The organism is Comamonas sediminis, from assembly GCF_041107495.1.
Taxonomy (GTDB): Bacteria; Pseudomonadota; Gammaproteobacteria; order Burkholderiales; family Burkholderiaceae_C; genus Comamonas; species Comamonas sediminis.
The window spans coordinates 145635-162854 of the sequence record NZ_JBGBDC010000006.1 but is presented as its reverse complement, the minus strand read 5'-3'; the positions used below and the strand labels follow the sequence as shown (position 1 = coordinate 162854).

The window sequence follows — 17220 nt, the reverse complement described above, 5'->3', positions numbered from 1 at the left end:
ATCGGGATGAGATGCAAGGCGTCTTTTGCAGTCAATAGCCAGCTATTGACAAGAAAGACAACGCGGCAGATCGCCCGAGCCCGCGTGCAGACCACGGCAGGGAGTTTTGCAGAAACTCCCTAAGGGCCGCCGATCCTCTCAAATGCATTCCCAGGTCCGCGCAGGCAGCCTCGGCATTGCATTTGTCGCACGCGGTACAGGCACTGCCCCAGCGCAGCGCGACCATGCCGCAGCGGGATCAGCAGCCTGTTGCGACCCGTGTTCAGAACCAGGAGACAAGATGATCAACAAGATTTCGGACTCGATTGCCGAGTCCCTCAGCCGCGTCCAGGATGGCTCGACCGTGCTCATCGGCGGCTTTGGCACCGCCGGCATTCCAGCGGCCCTGATTGACGGCCTGATCGCACAGGGTGCGCGCGATCTCACGGTGGTCAACAACAACGCCGGCAATGGCGACACCGGCCTGGCGGCCCTGCTCAAGACCGGTGCCGTGCGCAAGATCATTTGCAGCTTCCCGCGCCAGGTCGACAGCTATGTGTTTGACGAGCTCTACCGCAGCGGCAAGATCGAGCTCGAAGTGGTGCCGCAAGGCAACCTGGCCGAGCGCATGCGCGCGGCCGGCGCCGGCATCGGCGCCTTCTTCTGCCCCACAGCCTACGGCACCGAGCTGGCTGCCGGCAAGGAAACGCGCGAGATCAATGGCAAGCACTATGTGCTGGAGTACCCCATTTATGGCGATGTGGCGCTGATCAAGGCCGAGCAAGGCGACCGCTGGGGCAACCTCACCTACCGCAAATCGGCCCGCAACTTTGGCCCGGTGATGGCCACCGCGGCGAAGTACACCGTGGCCACCGTGCATGAGATTGTGGAGCTGGGCCAGCTCGACCCCGAAGCCGTGGTCACCCCTGGCATCTATGTCAACCAGGTCATCAAGATCGAGCGCGTTGCCACGCAAGCCGGTGGCTTCAAGAAAACAGCCTGAAGCAGGAGACAAGACCATGAGCAGCTACCAAAAACGCACGAAAGACGAACTGGCCGCCCGCGTGGCGCAGGACATCCATGACGGCGCCTACGTGAACCTGGGCATTGGCCAGCCGACGGCCGTGGCCAACCACATCCCCCAGGACCGCGAAGTGATCCTGCAGTCGGAAAACGGCATCCTGGGCATGGGCCCGGCGCCGGCCGCTGGTGAGGAAGACTATGACCTCACCAATGCCGGCAAGCAGCCCGTCACCTTGCTGGCAGGCGGCAGCTTCTTCCACCATGCCGACAGCTTTGCAATGATGCGCGGCGGTCACCTCGACATCTGCGTGCTCGGCGCATTCCAGGTGGCAGAGAACGGCGACCTGGCCAACTGGAGCACCGGTGAAGCCGGTGCCATTCCCGCCGTGGGCGGCGCGATGGACCTGGCCATCGGCGCCAAGCAGACCTGGGTGATGATGGACCTGCTGACCAAGAAGGGCGAGAGCAAGATCGTCAAGCAATGCAGCTATCCGCTGACCGGCATTGGCTGCGTCAAGCGCATCTACACCGATGTGGCCACCATCGAGGTCACCGACCAGGGCCTCAAGCTCATCGACACCGTTGACGGTCTGGACAAGGCCGAACTCGAAAAAATGATCGGCCTGCGCCTGCTGTAAGCGCAGCGCCGATTTGTATTCATCCCTGGAGACCAACATGACCCATGCCTATATCTGCGACGCCGTGCGCACCCCCTTTGGCCGCTACGGCGGCGCGCTGGCCGGTGTGCGCACCGATGACCTGGGCGCCGTGCCCATCAAGGCGCTGATGGAGCGCAACCCCGGCGTGGACTGGACGGCCGTCACCGATGTGATCTACGGCTGCGCCAACCAGGCCGGCGAAGACAACCGCAATGTGGCCCGCATGTCCAGCCTGCTCGCGGGCCTGCCCATCGAGGTGCCTGGCGCCACGGTCAACCGCCTCTGCGGCTCGGGTCTGGATGCCGTGGGCTCGGCTGCCCGTGCCATCAAGTCGGGCGAAGCGCGCCTCATGATCGCCGGTGGTGTGGAATCGATGAGCCGCGCACCCTTTGTGATGCCCAAGGCCGAATCCGCCTTCAGCCGCAACAATGCCGTCTACGACACCACCATTGGCTGGCGCTTTGTCAACAAGCAGATGAAGGCGCTGTACGGCGTGGACTCCATGCCCGAGACGGCCGAGAACGTGGCCGACGACTTCAAGATCGAGCGCGAAGCCCAGGACCGCATGGCCCTGGCGTCGCAGCAAAAGGCTGCAGCGGCCATCGCTGCCGGCCACCTGGCGCGCGAGATCGTGGCCGTGACCATTCCGCAGAAAAAGGGTGATGCTCTGGTGATCAGCCAGGACGAGCACCCCCGCACCACCACGATCGAAGCGCTGGCCAAGCTCAAGGGCGTGGTGCGCGAAGGCGGTACCGTGACGGCCGGCAACGCCTCGGGTGTGAACGACGGCGCCTGCGCCCTGCTGCTGGCCAATGAAGAAGCCGCCCAGCAATACGGCCTGACCCCGCGCGCCCGTGTGGTGGCCATGGCCACCGCTGGTGTGGCACCGCGCATCATGGGCTTTGGCCCGGCACCTGCCGTGCGCAAGGTGCTGGCGCTGGCCGGCCTGACCTTGGCCGACATCGATGTCATCGAGCTGAACGAAGCCTTTGCCGCCCAAGGCCTGGCCGTGCTGCGCGACCTGGGCATTGCGGACGATGACCAGCGCGTCAACCAATGGGGCGGCGCGATTGCGCTGGGCCACCCGCTGGGCGCATCGGGCGCACGCCTCGCTACCACCGCCGTCAACCAGCTGCATGCACTGGGCGGCCGCTACGCGCTGTGCACCATGTGCATCGGCGTGGGCCAGGGCATTGCCGTGATCCTCGAAAAAGTCTGACGCCCCACTGCGGCGGCAAGCGCGGGCCTGCTAGGGCCGCGCCTTGCCCCGCATCCCCCGACACCCTCCCCCCAAACACCAGCGCTGCTGCCTCGGCCACCTTGGCGCAGCCTTGCCCGCGCAGCGATGCAGGGGCACTTTTTGAAGGACAGAACGCCATGGCAACACAACAAATCACCACTGCGACCGGCATGTTCAACATCGATCTGCAAGGCCCCGAGGGCGCGCCGGTGCTGGTTTTCTCCAACTCGCTGGGCACCACCCTGGATATGTGGGACGCCCAGGCCCGCACTTTCAGCAGCCAGTACCGCGTGCTGCGCTACGACACCCGTGGCCACGGCGCCAGCGTCGTGAGCCCTGGCCCCTACCAGTTCGCCCAACTGGGCGGCGATGTGCTGGCCATTCTGGACAGCCTGGGCATCGACCAGGCCCATTTCTGCGGCATCTCGATGGGCGGCCTCACCGGACTGTGGCTGGGCGTGCATGCCGGCGCACGCATGCGCAGCATCACCGTGGCCAACAGCGCCGCCAAGATTGGTGCCGAAGCAGGCTGGCGCGACCGCGCGGCCCTGGTGCGTGCCAATGGCGCAGCAGCCATGCAGACCCTGGCCGATTCATCGCCCAGCCGCTGGTTCACTGAAGGCTTCATCACCAGCCAGCCCCAGGTGGTGCAGACCGCCCAGGCCTGGATTGCCGGCATTGCCCCCGAAGGCTATGCCAGCTGCTGCGAGGCCCTGGCCGTGGAAGACCTGCGCGCCGATATCGCCCGCATCCAGACCCCCACCTTGCTGATTGGCGGCAGCGCCGACCCGGTGACCACGGTGGCCGATGCCGAAGCGATGCATGCCGCCATTGCCGGCTCGGAACTGGCGACGGTGCCGGCCTCGCACCTGTCCAACCTCGAAGTGCCCCAGGCCTTTGACCTGGCACTGGGCAGCTTTTTGCAGAAACACTGAGGCAGCCGCCTTGAACCAGGCAGACGGGCACCAAGAACAACAACCGCCCGCTGCAGCCCTTCCTCAACCAAGGAGACAAGCATGTCCGATGCCAATCCACGCTGGAAGCAGCGCCCTGCAGGATCGACCTGGGGCGACTTCGGCCCCGATGACCAACTCGGCCGCCTCCACCTGCTGACGGCCGCCAAGGTGCGCCAGGGTGTTGCCGAGGTGCAGGAAGGCCTGCGCTTTTCGCTCAGCCTGCCGCTGGACTACCCCGGCGGCAGCGCCCTCAACCCCAACCGCAAGCCGCCCGTGCTGCGCCCCTTGCAGCGCAAGGGCCTGGTCAACTTCAACTGCCTGCTCGGTGATCTGGAGCCCGGCCGCACCGATGTGCTGTCCGACGACATGGCCGTGCTGTCGCTGCAGTACTCCACCCAGTGGGATGGCCTGGCCCATGCCGGCCAGCTGTTCGACGCCAATGGCGATGGTGTACCCGAGCCGCTCTACTACAACGGTTTTGCCGCAGGCCGCGATGTACTGGGGCCGCTGCTGGTCAGCGACACCGGTATGCCCACGGCCGAGAGCAGCGGCAGCACCAGCTGCGCCAAGGCCTTGGGCATTGAGGGCATGGCCCAGAACGGCGTGCAAGGCCGGGGCGTGATGATGGACCTGCATGCGCACTACGGCGATGCCCGCAGCCTGATTGGCTACGACGAATGGATGCGCGTGATCGAGGCCGACCGGCTGGAGATCGAGCCCGGCGACATGCTGTGCCTGCACACCGGCTTTGCCCAGGCGGTGCTGGCGATGCAGAAGAACCCCGACCCCGTGGTGCTGAACAACAGCTGCGCGGTGCTCAATGGCCGCGACGAGAAGCTGCTGCAGTGGATCAGCGACAGCCAGATCGCCGTGATTGCGGCCGACAACTATGCCGTCGAGGCGCACCCAGCCCAGCCTGGTGCTGACTGCTGCGCGGCGCTGCCCCTGCATGAGCACTGCCTGTTCAAGCTGGGCCTGCACCTGGGCGAGCTGTGGCATCTGACACCGCTGGCGCAGTGGCTGCGTGCCCATGGGCGCAGCCGCTTTCTGCTGACCGCCCCACCGCTGAACCTGCCCGGCGCCATTGCCTCGCCGGTGACCCCGATTGCCACGGTCTGAGACCGGCCTTCAGAGAAATGCTTTACGGCGGCAGCAGCGCTAGCCTGGCCTGCCGCAACCTACCCCGGAGCCACCATGCCCTACATCATTGAGACTTTCGACAAGCCCGAACACCAGGCCGTACGCCAAGCCCACCGCCCGGCGCACCTGGACTTTCTGGCGCGCAACGCGGAGCTGCTGCTGGCCTGCGGCGCCAAGCTGCAGGACGACGGCAGCGACATGGGCGGTGGCCTCTATGTGGTGGACCTGGACACGCGCGAGGCGGCCCAGGCCTTTATCGAATCCGATCCCTTCTACCAGGCCGATCTGTTTGCCCAGGTGCGCATCACGCGCTGGCGCAAGGCCTATGTCGCCGGCCAGTGCTGCCTGTGACGCCTTTCTTGGAAACCGCTATGTCCACTCCATCGACTCCATCGACCTCTGCACGCCCCCGCGTGCTCATCACCGGCGGCGGCGCCGGCATTGGTGCAGCCGCTGCGCTGCGCTGCCATGCCGATGGCTATGACCCGGTCATCATCGACCGCCAGATCGACCAGGTGCCCGCCGGTTTTGTCGCGATCCAGGCCGACCTCAGCAGTGCCGAAGACACGGCCCGCGCGCTGAACGAAGCGCTCGCTGGCGGTCCCATCACCCGCCTGGTGAACAACGTCGGCATCGTGGTGCCCAACGACGCTGCCAGCCAGACGCTGGCCGAGTTCGACCTCGCCGTATCGCTGAACCTGCGCTGCGCGTTCCAGTGCATGCAGGCCTTGCTGCCCGGCATGCAAGCGGCGCAATTTGGCCGCATCGTCAACATGTCCTCGCGCGCGGCGCTGGGCAAGGACTTGCGCACGGCTTACGCCGCCACCAAGGCAGGGCTGATCGGCATGACCCGTGTCTGGGCGCTGGAGCTGGGCCAATGGGGCATCACCGCCAATGCAATCGGCCCCGGCCCCATCCGCACCGAGCTGTTCGACAAGGCCAACCCACCGGGCGCCGAGCGCACGCAAAAGATCATCCAGTCCGTGCCCGTCAAGCGCGTGGGCACGCCCGACGACGTGGCCCATGCCGTGGCCTACATGCTCGACGAGCGCAGCGGTTTTGTCACCGGCCAGGCGCTCTATGTCTGTGGCGGCATGACCGTGGGCGTGGCACCGGTCTAGCCCTTTTTTCGTGGGCCTGTCGGTTGCAGGCCCCGCTTTGCTCCTTCCATTGATAACAAGAGACATCGATGTCAAAAATCACCGCTTTTTTCACCGAGCTGATGCGCAAGTATCTGCCCGACCCCTTTGTGTTCGCGATCCTGCTCACCTTGCTCACCATGGTGCTGGCCTTTGCTGTGGAGAGCCGGCCCATCAACCTGGTGGTGCAGGACTGGGGCAAGGGCTTTTGGAGCCTGCTGGCCTTCACCACCCAGATGGCGGTGATTCTGGTGATGGGCTATGTGCTGGCGGCCGCACCGGTGGTGGACCGCTTCCTCAACCGCATTGCCGGTATGGTGCACACGCCGCGTGGCGCCATCATCATGGCCACCGTCGTGGGCTGCGTGGGCAGCTACCTGAACTGGGGTTTTGGTCTGGTGATCGGCGGCATCATGGCCAAGAAGCTGGCGCTGCGCGTCAAGGGCGTGCACTACCCGCTGATCATCGCCTCGGCCTACACCGGCTTCACGATGTACAGCCTGGGTCTGTCGGCCACCATTCCGGTGCTGATCTCCACCAAGGGCCACAGCTTTGAAAAGCAGATGGGCATCATCCCGCTGAGCGAAACCATTTTCTCGCCCCACATCCTGCTGACCGCGCTGGCCGTGCTGATCGTGCTGCCGCTGATCAATGCGGCGATGCATCCGAAAGCCGGTGAAAAAGTCACCGAGATCAGTGCCGAACTGGCCAGCAACGAAGAGTCCAAGGGCCCATCGGCCGCGAACCTGCTGGGCGACGAAAAGACCTTTGCCGGCCGCCTGAACAACAGCCGCATCCTGAGCTGGCTGATCGGCCTGACCGGAATGGCTTTTGTGGCCATGCACTTCATGCAGAACGGCAGCCTCGATCTGAACATGATCAACTTCTTCATCCTGTTCCTGGGCATCTTGCTGCTGGGCACGCCGATGAAGTATGTGGAAAAGGTCAATGAAGGCGTCAAGACCATTGGCGGCATCATTCTGCAGTTCCCGTTCTACGCCGGCATCATGGCCATCATGCATGCCTCGGGCCTGGTCGAATCGATCGCCCATGTGTTCGTCAGCTTCTCGACCGCCTATACCTTGCCGCTGTGGGGCCTGGTGAGCTCCTTCTTCATCAACTTCTTTGCGCCTTCGGGCGGCGGCCACTGGGTGCTGCAAGGCCCGTTCATGATCGAAGCGGCCAAGACCCTGGGCGCATCGCAGGCCCACACCGCCATGTCGGTGATGCTGGGCAATGGCTGGAACGACCTGGTGCAGCCTTTCTGGATCCTGCCTGCGCTGGCGCTGTCCAAGCTCAAGCTCAAGGACATCATGGGCTACACCGTGGTCTCGATGTTCGTTGTGGGGGCCATCTACATCGGCTCCTCCCTGCTCTGGCCATAAACCGGGCCAGACCTTCCCTTCCTCCGGCTGTCACGCGAGACCCAACAAGCACTGACAAAACAAGTGGCAGCCTTTTTCACTTTGCTTTGGAGATACCCATGAACACCACCCGTTTCAACGCCCGCCGCACCGTGCTGCAAGCCATCGCCGCTGCCAGCCTGGGCGCCGCCCTGGTGCCTGCCGCTTTTGCGGCAGAGGCCTTCCCGAACAAGCCCATCACGATGGTCGTGCCCTTCGTGGCTGGTGGCACCACCGACATCCTGGCCCGCATCGTCGGCCAGTCGCTGGGCGAGGAGCTGGGCCAGCCGGTGATCATCGACAACCGCGCCGGTGCTGGTGGCAATATCGGCGGCCAGTTCGCCGCACGTGCGCCGGCCGACGGCTACACCATCTTCATGGGCACCGTGGGCACCCACGCGATCAATGAATGGCTCTACAAGAAGATGCCCTTCAGCCCCAACAAGGACTTTGCACCGCTGACCCGCGTGGCCAATGTGCCCAACCTGCTGGTGGCCAACCCGGCGCAGCCTTTCAAGAACGTCAAGGAACTGATCAGCTACGCCCAGGCCCATCCCGGCCAGGTGAACTTTGGCTCCTCGGGCAGCGGCAGCTCCATCCACCTGTCGGGTGAGCTGTTCAAGATGATGGCCAAGGTCGACATGATCCACATCCCCTACAAGGGCAGCGCACCGGCCGTGACCGACCTGCTGGGCAACCAGATTGCGATCATGTTCGACAACATGCCCTCTGCGATCCAGCATGTGCGCTCGGGCAAGCTGCGCCCGCTGGCGGTGACCACCGCCAAGCGCTCGCCCGAGCTGCCCGATGTGCCAACCGTTGCCGAAGCAGGCGTGCCCGGCTACGAGGCCACCTCCTGGTTTGGCCTGTTCGCCCCCACGAAGACGCCCGCCGATGTGCAGGCCAAGTTGCATGCTGCGATCATCAAGGTGTTGCAAAAGCCTGACGTGATCAAAAAGATCGGCGACCAGGGCGGCGAAGTGGTGACCGAGTCCCAAGCGGAGTTTGGCAAGTTCATCGCCGCTGAAAACGAGAAGTGGAAGCAAGTGGTGAAGACCTCGGGCGCGACCGCAGGCTAATCCGTCCAAGCGCACAGAGCAAAGCCGCCGATCCTGGCAGTCCAGGACCGGCGGCTTTTTCTATGCAGCGCAGCTAGAGGATCAGACGCCGATCGGGCCGCCGTCCGCTTTCTGGATCACCACCGTCGACGAGCGTGGGCGCACCTTGCCATCGGGCGCGCGGGTGGCGTCGGCCGTGCCATAGGCAGGCCAGTTCACCGGGTGCTGGATGTTGAGGAAGATGCTGGTGTGGTCCGGGGTATAGGCGAAGCCGGTGATCTCGGCCTCGTTCGGGCCGACAAAGAAGCGGCGCAGCTCGGCCTGGTTGGCGGCGTTGATGACCGGGCCCGTGCCCTTGGCATCCTTCAGCGCACCGGGCACGACGGCCAGCATCTGGTCGTTCGTGGCCTTGGCGACGGCGTTGTTGCGGCCACCGTCGATGCCGTTGTCGGTCTGGATCCACAGAATGCCACGGTCATCAAACGCAATGCCATCGGGGCTGGCCAGCTGGTTGAGCTCGGTGAGGCCCGAGCGGTTGGTGTCGGCGTTGGAGGCGGCATCCGAGCCAAAGACAAAGATGTCCCAGCGGAAGGTGTGGGCACCGGCGTCATCGTGCCAGCGCACGATGTGGCCGTTGACATTGTTCAGGCGCGGGTTGGCGGGGTTGGTGCCGCGTTCGGCATTGCGGCTGGTGTTGTTGGTCAAGGTCAGGTAGACATCGCCATTGCTGGGGTGCACGGCGGTCCACTCGGGGCGGTCCATCGGCGTGGCGCCCACGAAATCTGCCGCACCGCGCGTATTGATCAGGATGGCATCGATGGTGCCAAAGGCCTCACCGAGGCTGCGGCCGTCCTTGCCCTTGGTGGTGGGGGTCAGCGCCAGCCACTCGCCCTTGCCGTCGGCATCGAAGCGCGCGACGTACAGGGTGCCCTTGTCCAGGTACTTGTGTCCCACGGCAATGCGGTCGCTGCGCGCAGCATCCTTGGGGTCCCACAGCGCTTCGGACACAAAGCGGTAGATGTACTCAAAGCGCGAATCATCGCCGCTGTAGAAGGCCAGCGGCTTGCCCGCCACCGGGATGCCGTAGGCCGCGCCTTCGTGCGCAAACCGGCCCATCGCCGTGCGCTTGGTGGCCGTGCTGCCGGGGTCATACGGATCGATCTCGACCAGGTAGCCAAAACCGTTGACCTCGTTGCGCCAGTCCTGCAGGCCATCGGCGCCGCTGGCGGTGATGTTGAAGCGGGCAAATTCGCCTTGCTGCTCGGTCGCATCGCCCGCAGCCGTCTCCCACTGGTAGCGGCCGGCCTTGGTCTGCACGCCGACACGCTTTTGGGCGGCAGTCACCTCACCGGTGTTGACAAAGCAGGCGGCCCAGTTTTCTTCGGCAGTGATGTAGGTGCCCCAAGGGGTGGTGCCGTTGCCGCAGTTGTTGTTGGTGCCGCGCACCTGGGTGCCGGCCGTGGAGAACGGCGTCTTGACCCAGTCCGTGCCCGCCACAGGGCCCGACAGGTTCATCGGCGTGGCCGAGGTGAAGCGGCGGTTGTAGCGCGAGTTCTTGATGATCTCCCACTGGCTGCCCTGCTTGCGCACATGCATGACGGCCACGCCATGGGCATTGACCTCTTTGCGCACCTCTTCTGCCGGGCGCTTGCCGTCCACCGAGGTGGGGCCGTTCGGATGCAAGGCCTTCTCGTCGATGTATTCGTGATTGACCACCAGCAGGCCTTCGCTGGAACTGCCGGCGAGCGGGAAGTAATGCATGCCGTCATGGTGCATGCCGGTGGAGTGCAACAGGTCCTGCGAGCTGTTGCGGCCTTCATTGCTCCAGGGCGCTGCCTGGTCGTTGAGCGGCGTGCCCCAGGCTCCGATGACCGAGGCCACATAGCCGGCGGGCACCACGCAGGCATCCGTCATCGAGTTGGGCAGCGACGCAAAACCCAGCTTGACGGCCTGGTCGTCATCGCCATCGCTGCCGCCCCCGCAGGCGGAGATGCTGGCCCCGGCAAACAGCGCCAGCGCCGAGCCCAGGCTGCCGCGCATCACCAGGCGACGCGACATATGCGTCTCCAGGATGGTGCTGAATGGTGTGTTGCCGTCCGTGTTGCGGACGACTTTGTCGGAAATGGATTTGCTCATCGCTTCGACTCTCCTGATTGTGGGACCACCGTTGGAAAGGGCCCAGTCTAGGAAGCGGAAATGACGGCTCCATGAATATCCGATGACGTCACCGCATCGTCACGAATGCGATACCTTGGTGCGCTATAGGCGCATGCAAGGCTTTCTCAGGCAGCGACTGCTTCCATCCGGTAGCGGTGCTGCAGCGACTGCTCCAGACCGAACTCCGCCAACAGTTGCTGCAGCCGCTCGGCCGCCGCGCGCTTTTTGTGGCCGGTGTACCTGGCGAGGATCAGCTCGTTCTTCATGCTGTGTTCCCAGCCGACCAGCTCGGTCACGGTGACCTGGTAGCCCTGGCTTTCCAGGTAGAGGCAGCGCAGCACATTGGTGATCTGGCTGCCCATCTCACGGGTGTGGATGGGGTGGCGCCACAGCTCTGCCAAGGGGGTGCGCGCAAGGTTCATAGCCTTGTTCTGGCGCAGGCATGCCGCCACTTCGGCCTGGCAGCAAGGCACCAGCACCATCGCACGGGCCCGCTTTTCCAGACCAAAGGCGATGGCGTCATCGGTGGCGGTATCGCAGGCATGCAGCGCCGTGACCACATCAAAGCGCTCGGGCACCGCATCGGTGCGGGTGGAATCGGCGACCGACATGTTCAGGAACGACATGCGGTCAAAACCCAGATCGCCAGCCAGCTGCTGCGAGGCCTCGACCAACGGCGCACGGGTTTCGATGCCGTAGATATGGCCACGGCCCAGGTTCTTGAAGAACAGGTCGTAGAGGATAAAACCCAGGTAGGACTTGCCGGCGCCATGGTCGGCCAGACTGACCGGGTGGTCTTGCGCCGACAGCTCGGTCAGCAAAGGCTCGATGAACTGGTAGAGGTGGTAGACCTGCTTGAGCTTGCGGCGCGAATCCTGGTTCAGCTTGCCATCGCGCGTGAGAATGTGCAGCGCCTTGAGCAGCTCAATCGACTGGCCGGGCTTGAGCTCCAGCTGCTGGGCGACATCGGGGGCGGCGGGCTTGGGGGTGCTACGGCCAGCGGCGCGCGGTGCTTTCATCGTTTTCATTCCTTGGCCTTGTCGCTGGCAGCATCCTGGTGCGGGAAGGGGCAGCGCGGGCCCACGCCCAGATCCAACCAGCCTTCCAGGCCCAGCGCATCGAGCGTGTCCATGTTCTTTTCGTAAATCGCATCCGCCTCGGGGAAGGCCTCGACCGCCTTGTCAATGCTCTCTTCGCGCAGCAGGTGCAGGATGGGGTATGGCGAGCGATTCGTGCAGTTGGTCACGTCATCGACCGTCGTGCCCTCGAACTGGAACAAGGGGTGAAACGAGGCCACCTGCAGGATGCCGCCCAGATCCAGCTCTTCGATCATGTCGTCGGCGATTTCGAGGAAATCATTGAAATCCAGAAAATCATGCAGCGCATAAGGGAGGATCAGCAACGTGGTATCGCGCTTGTCCGGATTGGCTTCGGCCAGCGCTTCGAGCTCACGGTGCAGATCATGTGCCACCGCTTCGGCATCCTGCGCATCGCTCACCACATAGTGGATCTGGTCCTTGACATGCACACCCTTGGCAAACGGGCACAGGTTCAGACCGATGACGGCTTTTTCCAGCCAGTTCACGGTGTCGGCCATCACCACCTGGTGCAAGGCCTCATCTGCAGGCGCAGGTGCAGCATGGGTATCGGTCATCGTGGGGCTTTCTGGTGGAGTTATAGGTGGCCAGCGGGGGCTGTCTGCGGGCCATCACCCTGCAAAGGGGTGGGCGCTGGGCGCCATGGCGGCGCAAGGCCGCAGGCAGGCAGAGGCTGACGCTGGGCCTGCCATTGTAGCGAGGGGCGCTTTGCCACTTGCAGCGCTAAGCCATGCCCAGCGTGCAGGCGTCCGGCTGTCAGGGGACCAGCACGCGCTGGCCGGTCAGGCGTTCATGCTCGCGCAGGGCATAGCGGTCGGTCATGCCGGCGATGAAATCGGCCACCACGCGGGCGCAGGCGATCGGGTCCAGACCGGCGGCACGGGCGGCAAAGCGCGGCTTCATCTGGGCGGGGTCGGCCAGGTAGATGTCAAACAGCTCGCGCACGACAACCTTGGCCTGGCCGGTGGTCTGCATCACCTGCGGATGGCGGTACAGGTTCTTGAACAGAAAGCGCTTGAGCTCGGCCGACTCGGCGGCCATCGTGCTGCTGAAACCGACCAGGGCGGGCAGCTGGCGCACGGCATCCACATCGGCCGGCTGCGCAGCCTGCAGGCCAGCGCTGGTGTGGCGGATCACATCGTAGATCTGCTCGCTGAGCATGCGGCGCGTGGCCTCGTACAGCCATTTGCGCTGCCAGCGCGGCTCCTGCAACTGCGGGTACTCGGCCAGCGCCTCGTGGGCATAGCGGGCAAACAGCGGCACGCCCATCAGCTGCCCCAGACTGATCAAGCCGGAGCGCACGCCGTCGTCGGCATCATGGGCGTTGTAGGCAATCTCATCGGCCAGATTGGCCAGCTGGGCTTCCAGACCAGGCCGCTGGCCAAGCAGGAAACGCTGGCCCACGCCGCCCGGCTCGCGGGCCTCCAGCTGCCGCGCATGCTTGGCGGAGCAGTGTTTCAGAATCCCTTCCCGGGTTTCAAAGCACAGGTTCAGCCCGCTGTAGTCGGGGTAACGCTCTTCGAGCGTATCGACCACGCGCAGGCTCTGCATATTGTGCTCAAAGCCGCCAAAGTCCTGCATGCAGTCATTGAGCACATCCTGGCCCGCATGGCCAAAAGGCGTGTGGCCGAGGTCATGGGCCAGGCAGATCGCCTCGGTCAGGTCTTCGTTGATGCGCAGTGCCCGCGCCACCGAGCGGCCCAGCTGCGCCACCTCGATCGAGTGCGTGAGGCGGGTGCGGAACAGGTCGCCCTCGTGGTTCAAAAAAACCTGGGTTTTGTAGACCAGACGGCGGAAAGCGGTGGAGTGCACGATCCGGTCGCGGTCACGCTGAAAAGCGCTACGCGTGGGCGCCGCCTCTTGTGCATGCAGGCGGCCCTGGCTGCGGTGGGAGAAGCAGGCATAAGGCGCCAGGCCCAGCTCGGTCCAGATTTGCTGGGGCTCGGCTGGCTGCATCAGCGGCGCGGGGCGGTCCATCCGGTCAGGCCTGCACTGCCTCGGCGCAGCACAGGTCGATGACTTCGCGCACCAGCGCATCGGGCGCCTCGCGCACTACCGCCTTGCCCGGCCCATCGATCAGCACAAAGCGGATCGCGCCGGCCTGGGATTTCTTGTCGTGGCGCATCAGTTCCAGATAGCGGCCTGCATTGTCCTGGCTATCCAACATGGCACCGCGCACCGGCAAACCGGCACGGGCCACCAGCGCACGCAGGCGCCGCACAAAGGCAGCATCGACCAGACCCAGACGCTGGGACAGCTCGGCGGCCATCACCATCCCGGCCCCCACGCCTTCGCCATGCAGCCAGACACCATAGCCCATGCCCGCTTCGATCGCATGGCCAAAGGTGTGGCCAAAGTTGAGGATGGCGCGCAGGTCCGCCTCGCGCTCGTCCTTGGAGACCACATCGGCCTTGATCTCACAGCTGCGGCGCACGGCATGGGCCAGCGCCCGCTTGTCGCCGGCGATCAGCGCGGGCATTTCGGCCTCCAGCCAGTCCATGAACGCCATGTCCGCAATCGGGCCGTACTTGATGACTTCGGCCAAGCCAGCGCTCAGCTCGCGCGCGGGCAAGGTGTCAAAGGTGTCCAGGTCGCAGACCACCAGCTGGGGCTGGTAGAAGGCGCCGATCATGTTCTTGCCCAGCGGGTGGTTGATGCCGGTCTTGCCGCCGACAGACGAATCCACCTGCGACAGCAAGGTGGTGGGCACCTGCACAAAAGGCACGCCGCGCATGAAGCTGGCAGCGGCAAAGCCGGTCATATCACCCACCACACCGCCACCCAGTGCAAACAGCACCGTCTTGCGGTCGGCGCCATTGTGCATCAGTGCATCAAAAATGCCTTGCAGGGTCGTCCAGTTCTTGTGCGCTTCGCCATCGGGCAGCACCACCTGTTCCACCTTGGGGTAGTGGGGTGCCAACGCAGCCTGCAGTTGGCGGGCATAGAGCGGGGCCACCGTTTCATTGCTGACGATCAGCGCCTGCGACGCCTTGGGGCAGTGTGCAAAGGTGTCCGCCTGGGCAAGCAAGCCGGAAGCAATCAGGATAGGGTAGGAGCGGTCGCCCAGGTCAATATGAACAGTGTCGGTCACAGCGTTTGCGTCGGAAAGTTGTATGGATATCGCTCGTCCATTATCGGGGAGTTGCCAAAGTGGCGCCCGGCTGCGGCACCAGGCCCGCCAACTCGGCCTGCATGCTGACCTTGCGCATAACCTGGCCCGTGCCGCAGCGCAAGGTGTCGATGGTGTAGTGCGCTGTCTCTTCGTACAGCGGCGCGCGCACGGCCAGCAGGTCCTTGAGGCGCTTGAGCGTGTCATCACCTTGCAGCAAGGGGCGCCCGGTATCGTTGCGCAGGCGCCGGGCAATGTCCTCGGGGCTGGAATGCAGGTAGAACACCGTTGTGTGGGCATGCAGCACGGCGCGGTTCTCGGGCCGCAGCACCGCACCGCCACCGGTGGACAGGATGCAGGCCCGATCCCGTGTCGCCAACGCGGCAATCACCTGGGCCTCGACATCGCGGAAAGCCTGCTCGCCCTGGGCCGAGAAGTACTCCTTGATCGTGCAGCCCAGCTGCGCCTCGATCACATGGTCGGAATCGACAAAATCCACACCCCATAGGCGTGCCAGCTGCCGGCCAATGGTGGATTTCCCACTGCCGGGCAGCCCAATCAAACACACGGAAGGTGCCATTGCGCTACATCCTGAAAACGGACTGCACATGATAGCGGCAATGGCGGGCATAAAAAAACCTCCGGCGTGCCGGAGGTTTTTAACGCAGACCCAGGTGGGAACTACAGGCTTGTCATCAAGACGCTGCAGTAGGGGTCGTCGGTGTCGTCGGCGTGCAAGTGCCTGCCGTGTCAGTCACACGGAAGGTCACTTCGCGGCTGACCGAATTGGTCGCGTTCTTCGCCGTCACAAACATGCGGTAGGTGGCCACATCTGCGCAGGTCAGTGGAGAGCCCGAAGCGATACGGCCGGTGGAGCCTTGGCCCACCACTTGCAGCCAGCTAGGTGCGCCTTCCAGCGCCCAGGTCACATTATCGCCAGTGGCCGAGAAGGTGTAGGTGTAGGAGGTTCCCACTTCCACCGAGGCGATCTCGCATGGCGACGTCGACGAACCGGTGCAACCATTGATGGTGAAGGCCACAGGGTTGTCCGGCAGGTTGCCCACGACGGTCAACACCAGGGTTTGGCGCGCGGTCGCACCGTTGGCATCGCGCACATTCAACACCACGGTGTATGCACCAGGACCCTTGACATTCGGAGTGCCGGAAATCAGGCCGTCAGAGCTCAGGCTCAGACCGGTTGGCAGGGTCGAAGTGGTTGACCACAGGAAAGGAGCAACACCACCTTCTACAACCAGAGCATGAGAATAGGGCTCGGCATTCTGCACCGTCTGCGCCAGTTCCGACTCAGGAATGGTCAGCGCACTGGAAGCAATCGCATGCACAACAGGAATCACCGCGTACTGGGTGATGGGCTGCTGGATGCCATTGGTCAGGTCATTGTCGGCGCGATCGACGGTCAAACGCAGCAGCAGCGAGCCCGAAGCAGGACCGCTGGCCACCGAGAACTGGCCAATGCCATTGACGGTGCTGATCTGGATGGAACCACTGTTGGTCTGGCCACCGGCCAGCAGTCTGGCGCCGTCGGATGCGGCATTGGGAACAATGCTGACCTGCAGATTGGCATTGCCCGAACTGCTCACGGGCTGGTCATTGTCGTTCTTGAGGATCGCCTGCACCACCATGCTGTTGGCGATGTTGTTCACGTTGTCACGCGAGCCCAGATAGGTCGCATCCTTGGTGAGCGTAACATTTGCTGGTGTCGCGGTGCTGCCGCCGCCAACCTTCACTGTGGCACGGTCGGTATAGATCTTGTTGTCACGTGGATCGGTCACGCTGCACTGCACGGTCACATCGCCAGCGATGCCATGCGAGATGATGTGGAATGATGCACCGCCGGCGTTGGAGCCCAGCGTGATATTGCGGTAAGCACCGGGCACCTTGACGGTTTCCGTACCCATGGCGACATCGACGGTGTGCTCATCTTTACCATCTAGGTAATAAAGCGCGCCCGAATCCAGTCCCGACGTGATATTGCACGAAAAAGCACCATCTTCCTGGTTAGGAATCGGGTTATTGCCCGCATTGGCCTGGATATAAAGGGTGGACATATAGGGGTAGTAGTCACCATTGCCATAGCCCGGCAAACTTCCCCCCACATTCACCGGCACGGTGGTCTTCGACGACGTCAGCTTGATGCTGTACTGCTGCTGCGATTCACCCCCGCTGCCACCACCGCCACCACAGGCTGCCAACAACAGCGGCGCCACCAGCGCCAAGGGCTTCAACAAATTTCTCATAA

At 64.0% G+C, this 17220-nt stretch carries 16 protein-coding genes; 9 read left to right on the top strand and 7 right to left on the bottom strand.

The window, feature by feature from the left end; all coding sequences use genetic code 11:
- The first annotated feature begins 280 nt into the window (after nucleotides 1–280).
- The 9 genes from AB7A72_RS14815 (at nucleotide 281) to AB7A72_RS14775 (ending at nucleotide 8618) form a co-directional block, all read left to right on the top strand.
- Complete coding sequence (locus tag AB7A72_RS14815; protein WP_021026103.1) at nucleotides 281–982, top strand: 3-oxoacid CoA-transferase subunit A; 702 nt, start codon at nucleotides 281–283, stop codon at nucleotides 980–982.
- 16 nt (nucleotides 983–998) lie between these two features.
- Nucleotides 999–1640: a 3-oxoacid CoA-transferase subunit B gene (locus tag AB7A72_RS14810; RefSeq protein WP_239810742.1), complete on the top strand. Its 642-nt coding sequence runs from the start codon at nucleotides 999–1001 to the stop codon at nucleotides 1638–1640.
- Nucleotides 1641–1677: 37 nt separating this feature from the next.
- Nucleotides 1678–2880, top strand: a complete 1203-nt coding sequence (pcaF, locus tag AB7A72_RS14805; protein WP_369460415.1) for a 3-oxoadipyl-CoA thiolase — start codon at nucleotides 1678–1680, stop codon at nucleotides 2878–2880.
- A 158-nt stretch (nucleotides 2881–3038) separates the two neighbouring features.
- Nucleotides 3039–3836 carry a 3-oxoadipate enol-lactonase gene (pcaD, locus tag AB7A72_RS14800; RefSeq protein ID WP_369460414.1) on the top strand — a complete coding sequence of 266 codons (798 nt, stop codon included), beginning with the start codon at nucleotides 3039–3041 and terminating at the stop codon, nucleotides 3834–3836.
- Between the two features lie 81 nt (nucleotides 3837–3917).
- Nucleotides 3918–4976, top strand: coding sequence for a cyclase family protein (locus AB7A72_RS14795; protein WP_369460413.1), 1059 nt, complete (start codon nucleotides 3918–3920; stop codon nucleotides 4974–4976).
- A 75-nt stretch (nucleotides 4977–5051) separates the two neighbouring features.
- Nucleotides 5052–5348: a YciI family protein gene (locus AB7A72_RS14790; RefSeq protein ID WP_230770513.1), complete on the top strand. Its 297-nt coding sequence runs from the start codon at nucleotides 5052–5054 to the stop codon at nucleotides 5346–5348.
- A gap of 20 nt (nucleotides 5349–5368) precedes the next feature.
- On the top strand, nucleotides 5369–6118 hold the full coding sequence (locus tag AB7A72_RS14785; protein ID WP_239810738.1) for an SDR family oxidoreductase: 750 nt from the start codon (nucleotides 5369–5371) through the stop codon (nucleotides 6116–6118).
- A 68-nt stretch (nucleotides 6119–6186) separates the two neighbouring features.
- Nucleotides 6187–7521 carry a short-chain fatty acid transporter gene (locus tag AB7A72_RS14780; RefSeq protein ID WP_312833756.1) on the top strand — a complete coding sequence of 445 codons (1335 nt, stop codon included), beginning with the start codon at nucleotides 6187–6189 and terminating at the stop codon, nucleotides 7519–7521.
- Nucleotides 7522–7619: 98 nt separating this feature from the next.
- Nucleotides 7620–8618 (top strand): Bug family tripartite tricarboxylate transporter substrate binding protein, encoded by a 999-nt coding sequence (locus AB7A72_RS14775; RefSeq protein WP_369460412.1) that lies wholly within the window; start codon nucleotides 7620–7622, stop codon nucleotides 8616–8618.
- An 81-nt stretch (nucleotides 8619–8699) separates the two neighbouring features.
- Here the strand turns inward: AB7A72_RS14775 and AB7A72_RS14770 are convergent, their stop codons facing one another.
- From AB7A72_RS14770 to AB7A72_RS14740, 7 genes are all read right to left on the bottom strand, one after another.
- Nucleotides 8700–10733 (bottom strand): PhoX family protein, encoded by a 2034-nt coding sequence (locus tag AB7A72_RS14770; protein ID WP_369460411.1) that lies wholly within the window; start codon nucleotides 10731–10733, stop codon nucleotides 8700–8702.
- Nucleotides 10734–10879: 146 nt separating this feature from the next.
- Complete coding sequence (locus tag AB7A72_RS14765; RefSeq protein WP_369460548.1) at nucleotides 10880–11773, bottom strand: class I SAM-dependent methyltransferase; 894 nt, start codon at nucleotides 11771–11773, stop codon at nucleotides 10880–10882.
- A 5-nt stretch (nucleotides 11774–11778) separates the two neighbouring features.
- Complete coding sequence (locus AB7A72_RS14760; protein ID WP_369460410.1) at nucleotides 11779–12408, bottom strand: DUF1415 domain-containing protein; 630 nt, start codon at nucleotides 12406–12408, stop codon at nucleotides 11779–11781.
- A gap of 199 nt (nucleotides 12409–12607) precedes the next feature.
- Nucleotides 12608–13807: a deoxyguanosinetriphosphate triphosphohydrolase gene (locus AB7A72_RS14755; RefSeq protein WP_369460547.1), complete on the bottom strand. Its 1200-nt coding sequence runs from the start codon at nucleotides 13805–13807 to the stop codon at nucleotides 12608–12610.
- Nucleotides 13808–13832: 25 nt separating this feature from the next.
- A complete protein-coding gene (gene aroB / locus AB7A72_RS14750; RefSeq protein WP_369460409.1) occupies nucleotides 13833–14942 on the bottom strand; it encodes a 3-dehydroquinate synthase in 1110 nt (369 codons plus the stop codon).
- A 40-nt stretch (nucleotides 14943–14982) separates the two neighbouring features.
- Nucleotides 14983–15540, bottom strand: coding sequence for a shikimate kinase (locus AB7A72_RS14745; protein WP_369460408.1), 558 nt, complete (start codon nucleotides 15538–15540; stop codon nucleotides 14983–14985).
- Nucleotides 15541–15655: 115 nt separating this feature from the next.
- Nucleotides 15656–17218, bottom strand: coding sequence for an Ig domain-containing protein (locus AB7A72_RS14740; protein WP_369460407.1), 1563 nt, complete (start codon nucleotides 17216–17218; stop codon nucleotides 15656–15658).
- Between the last annotated feature and the right edge of the window lie 2 nt (nucleotides 17219–17220).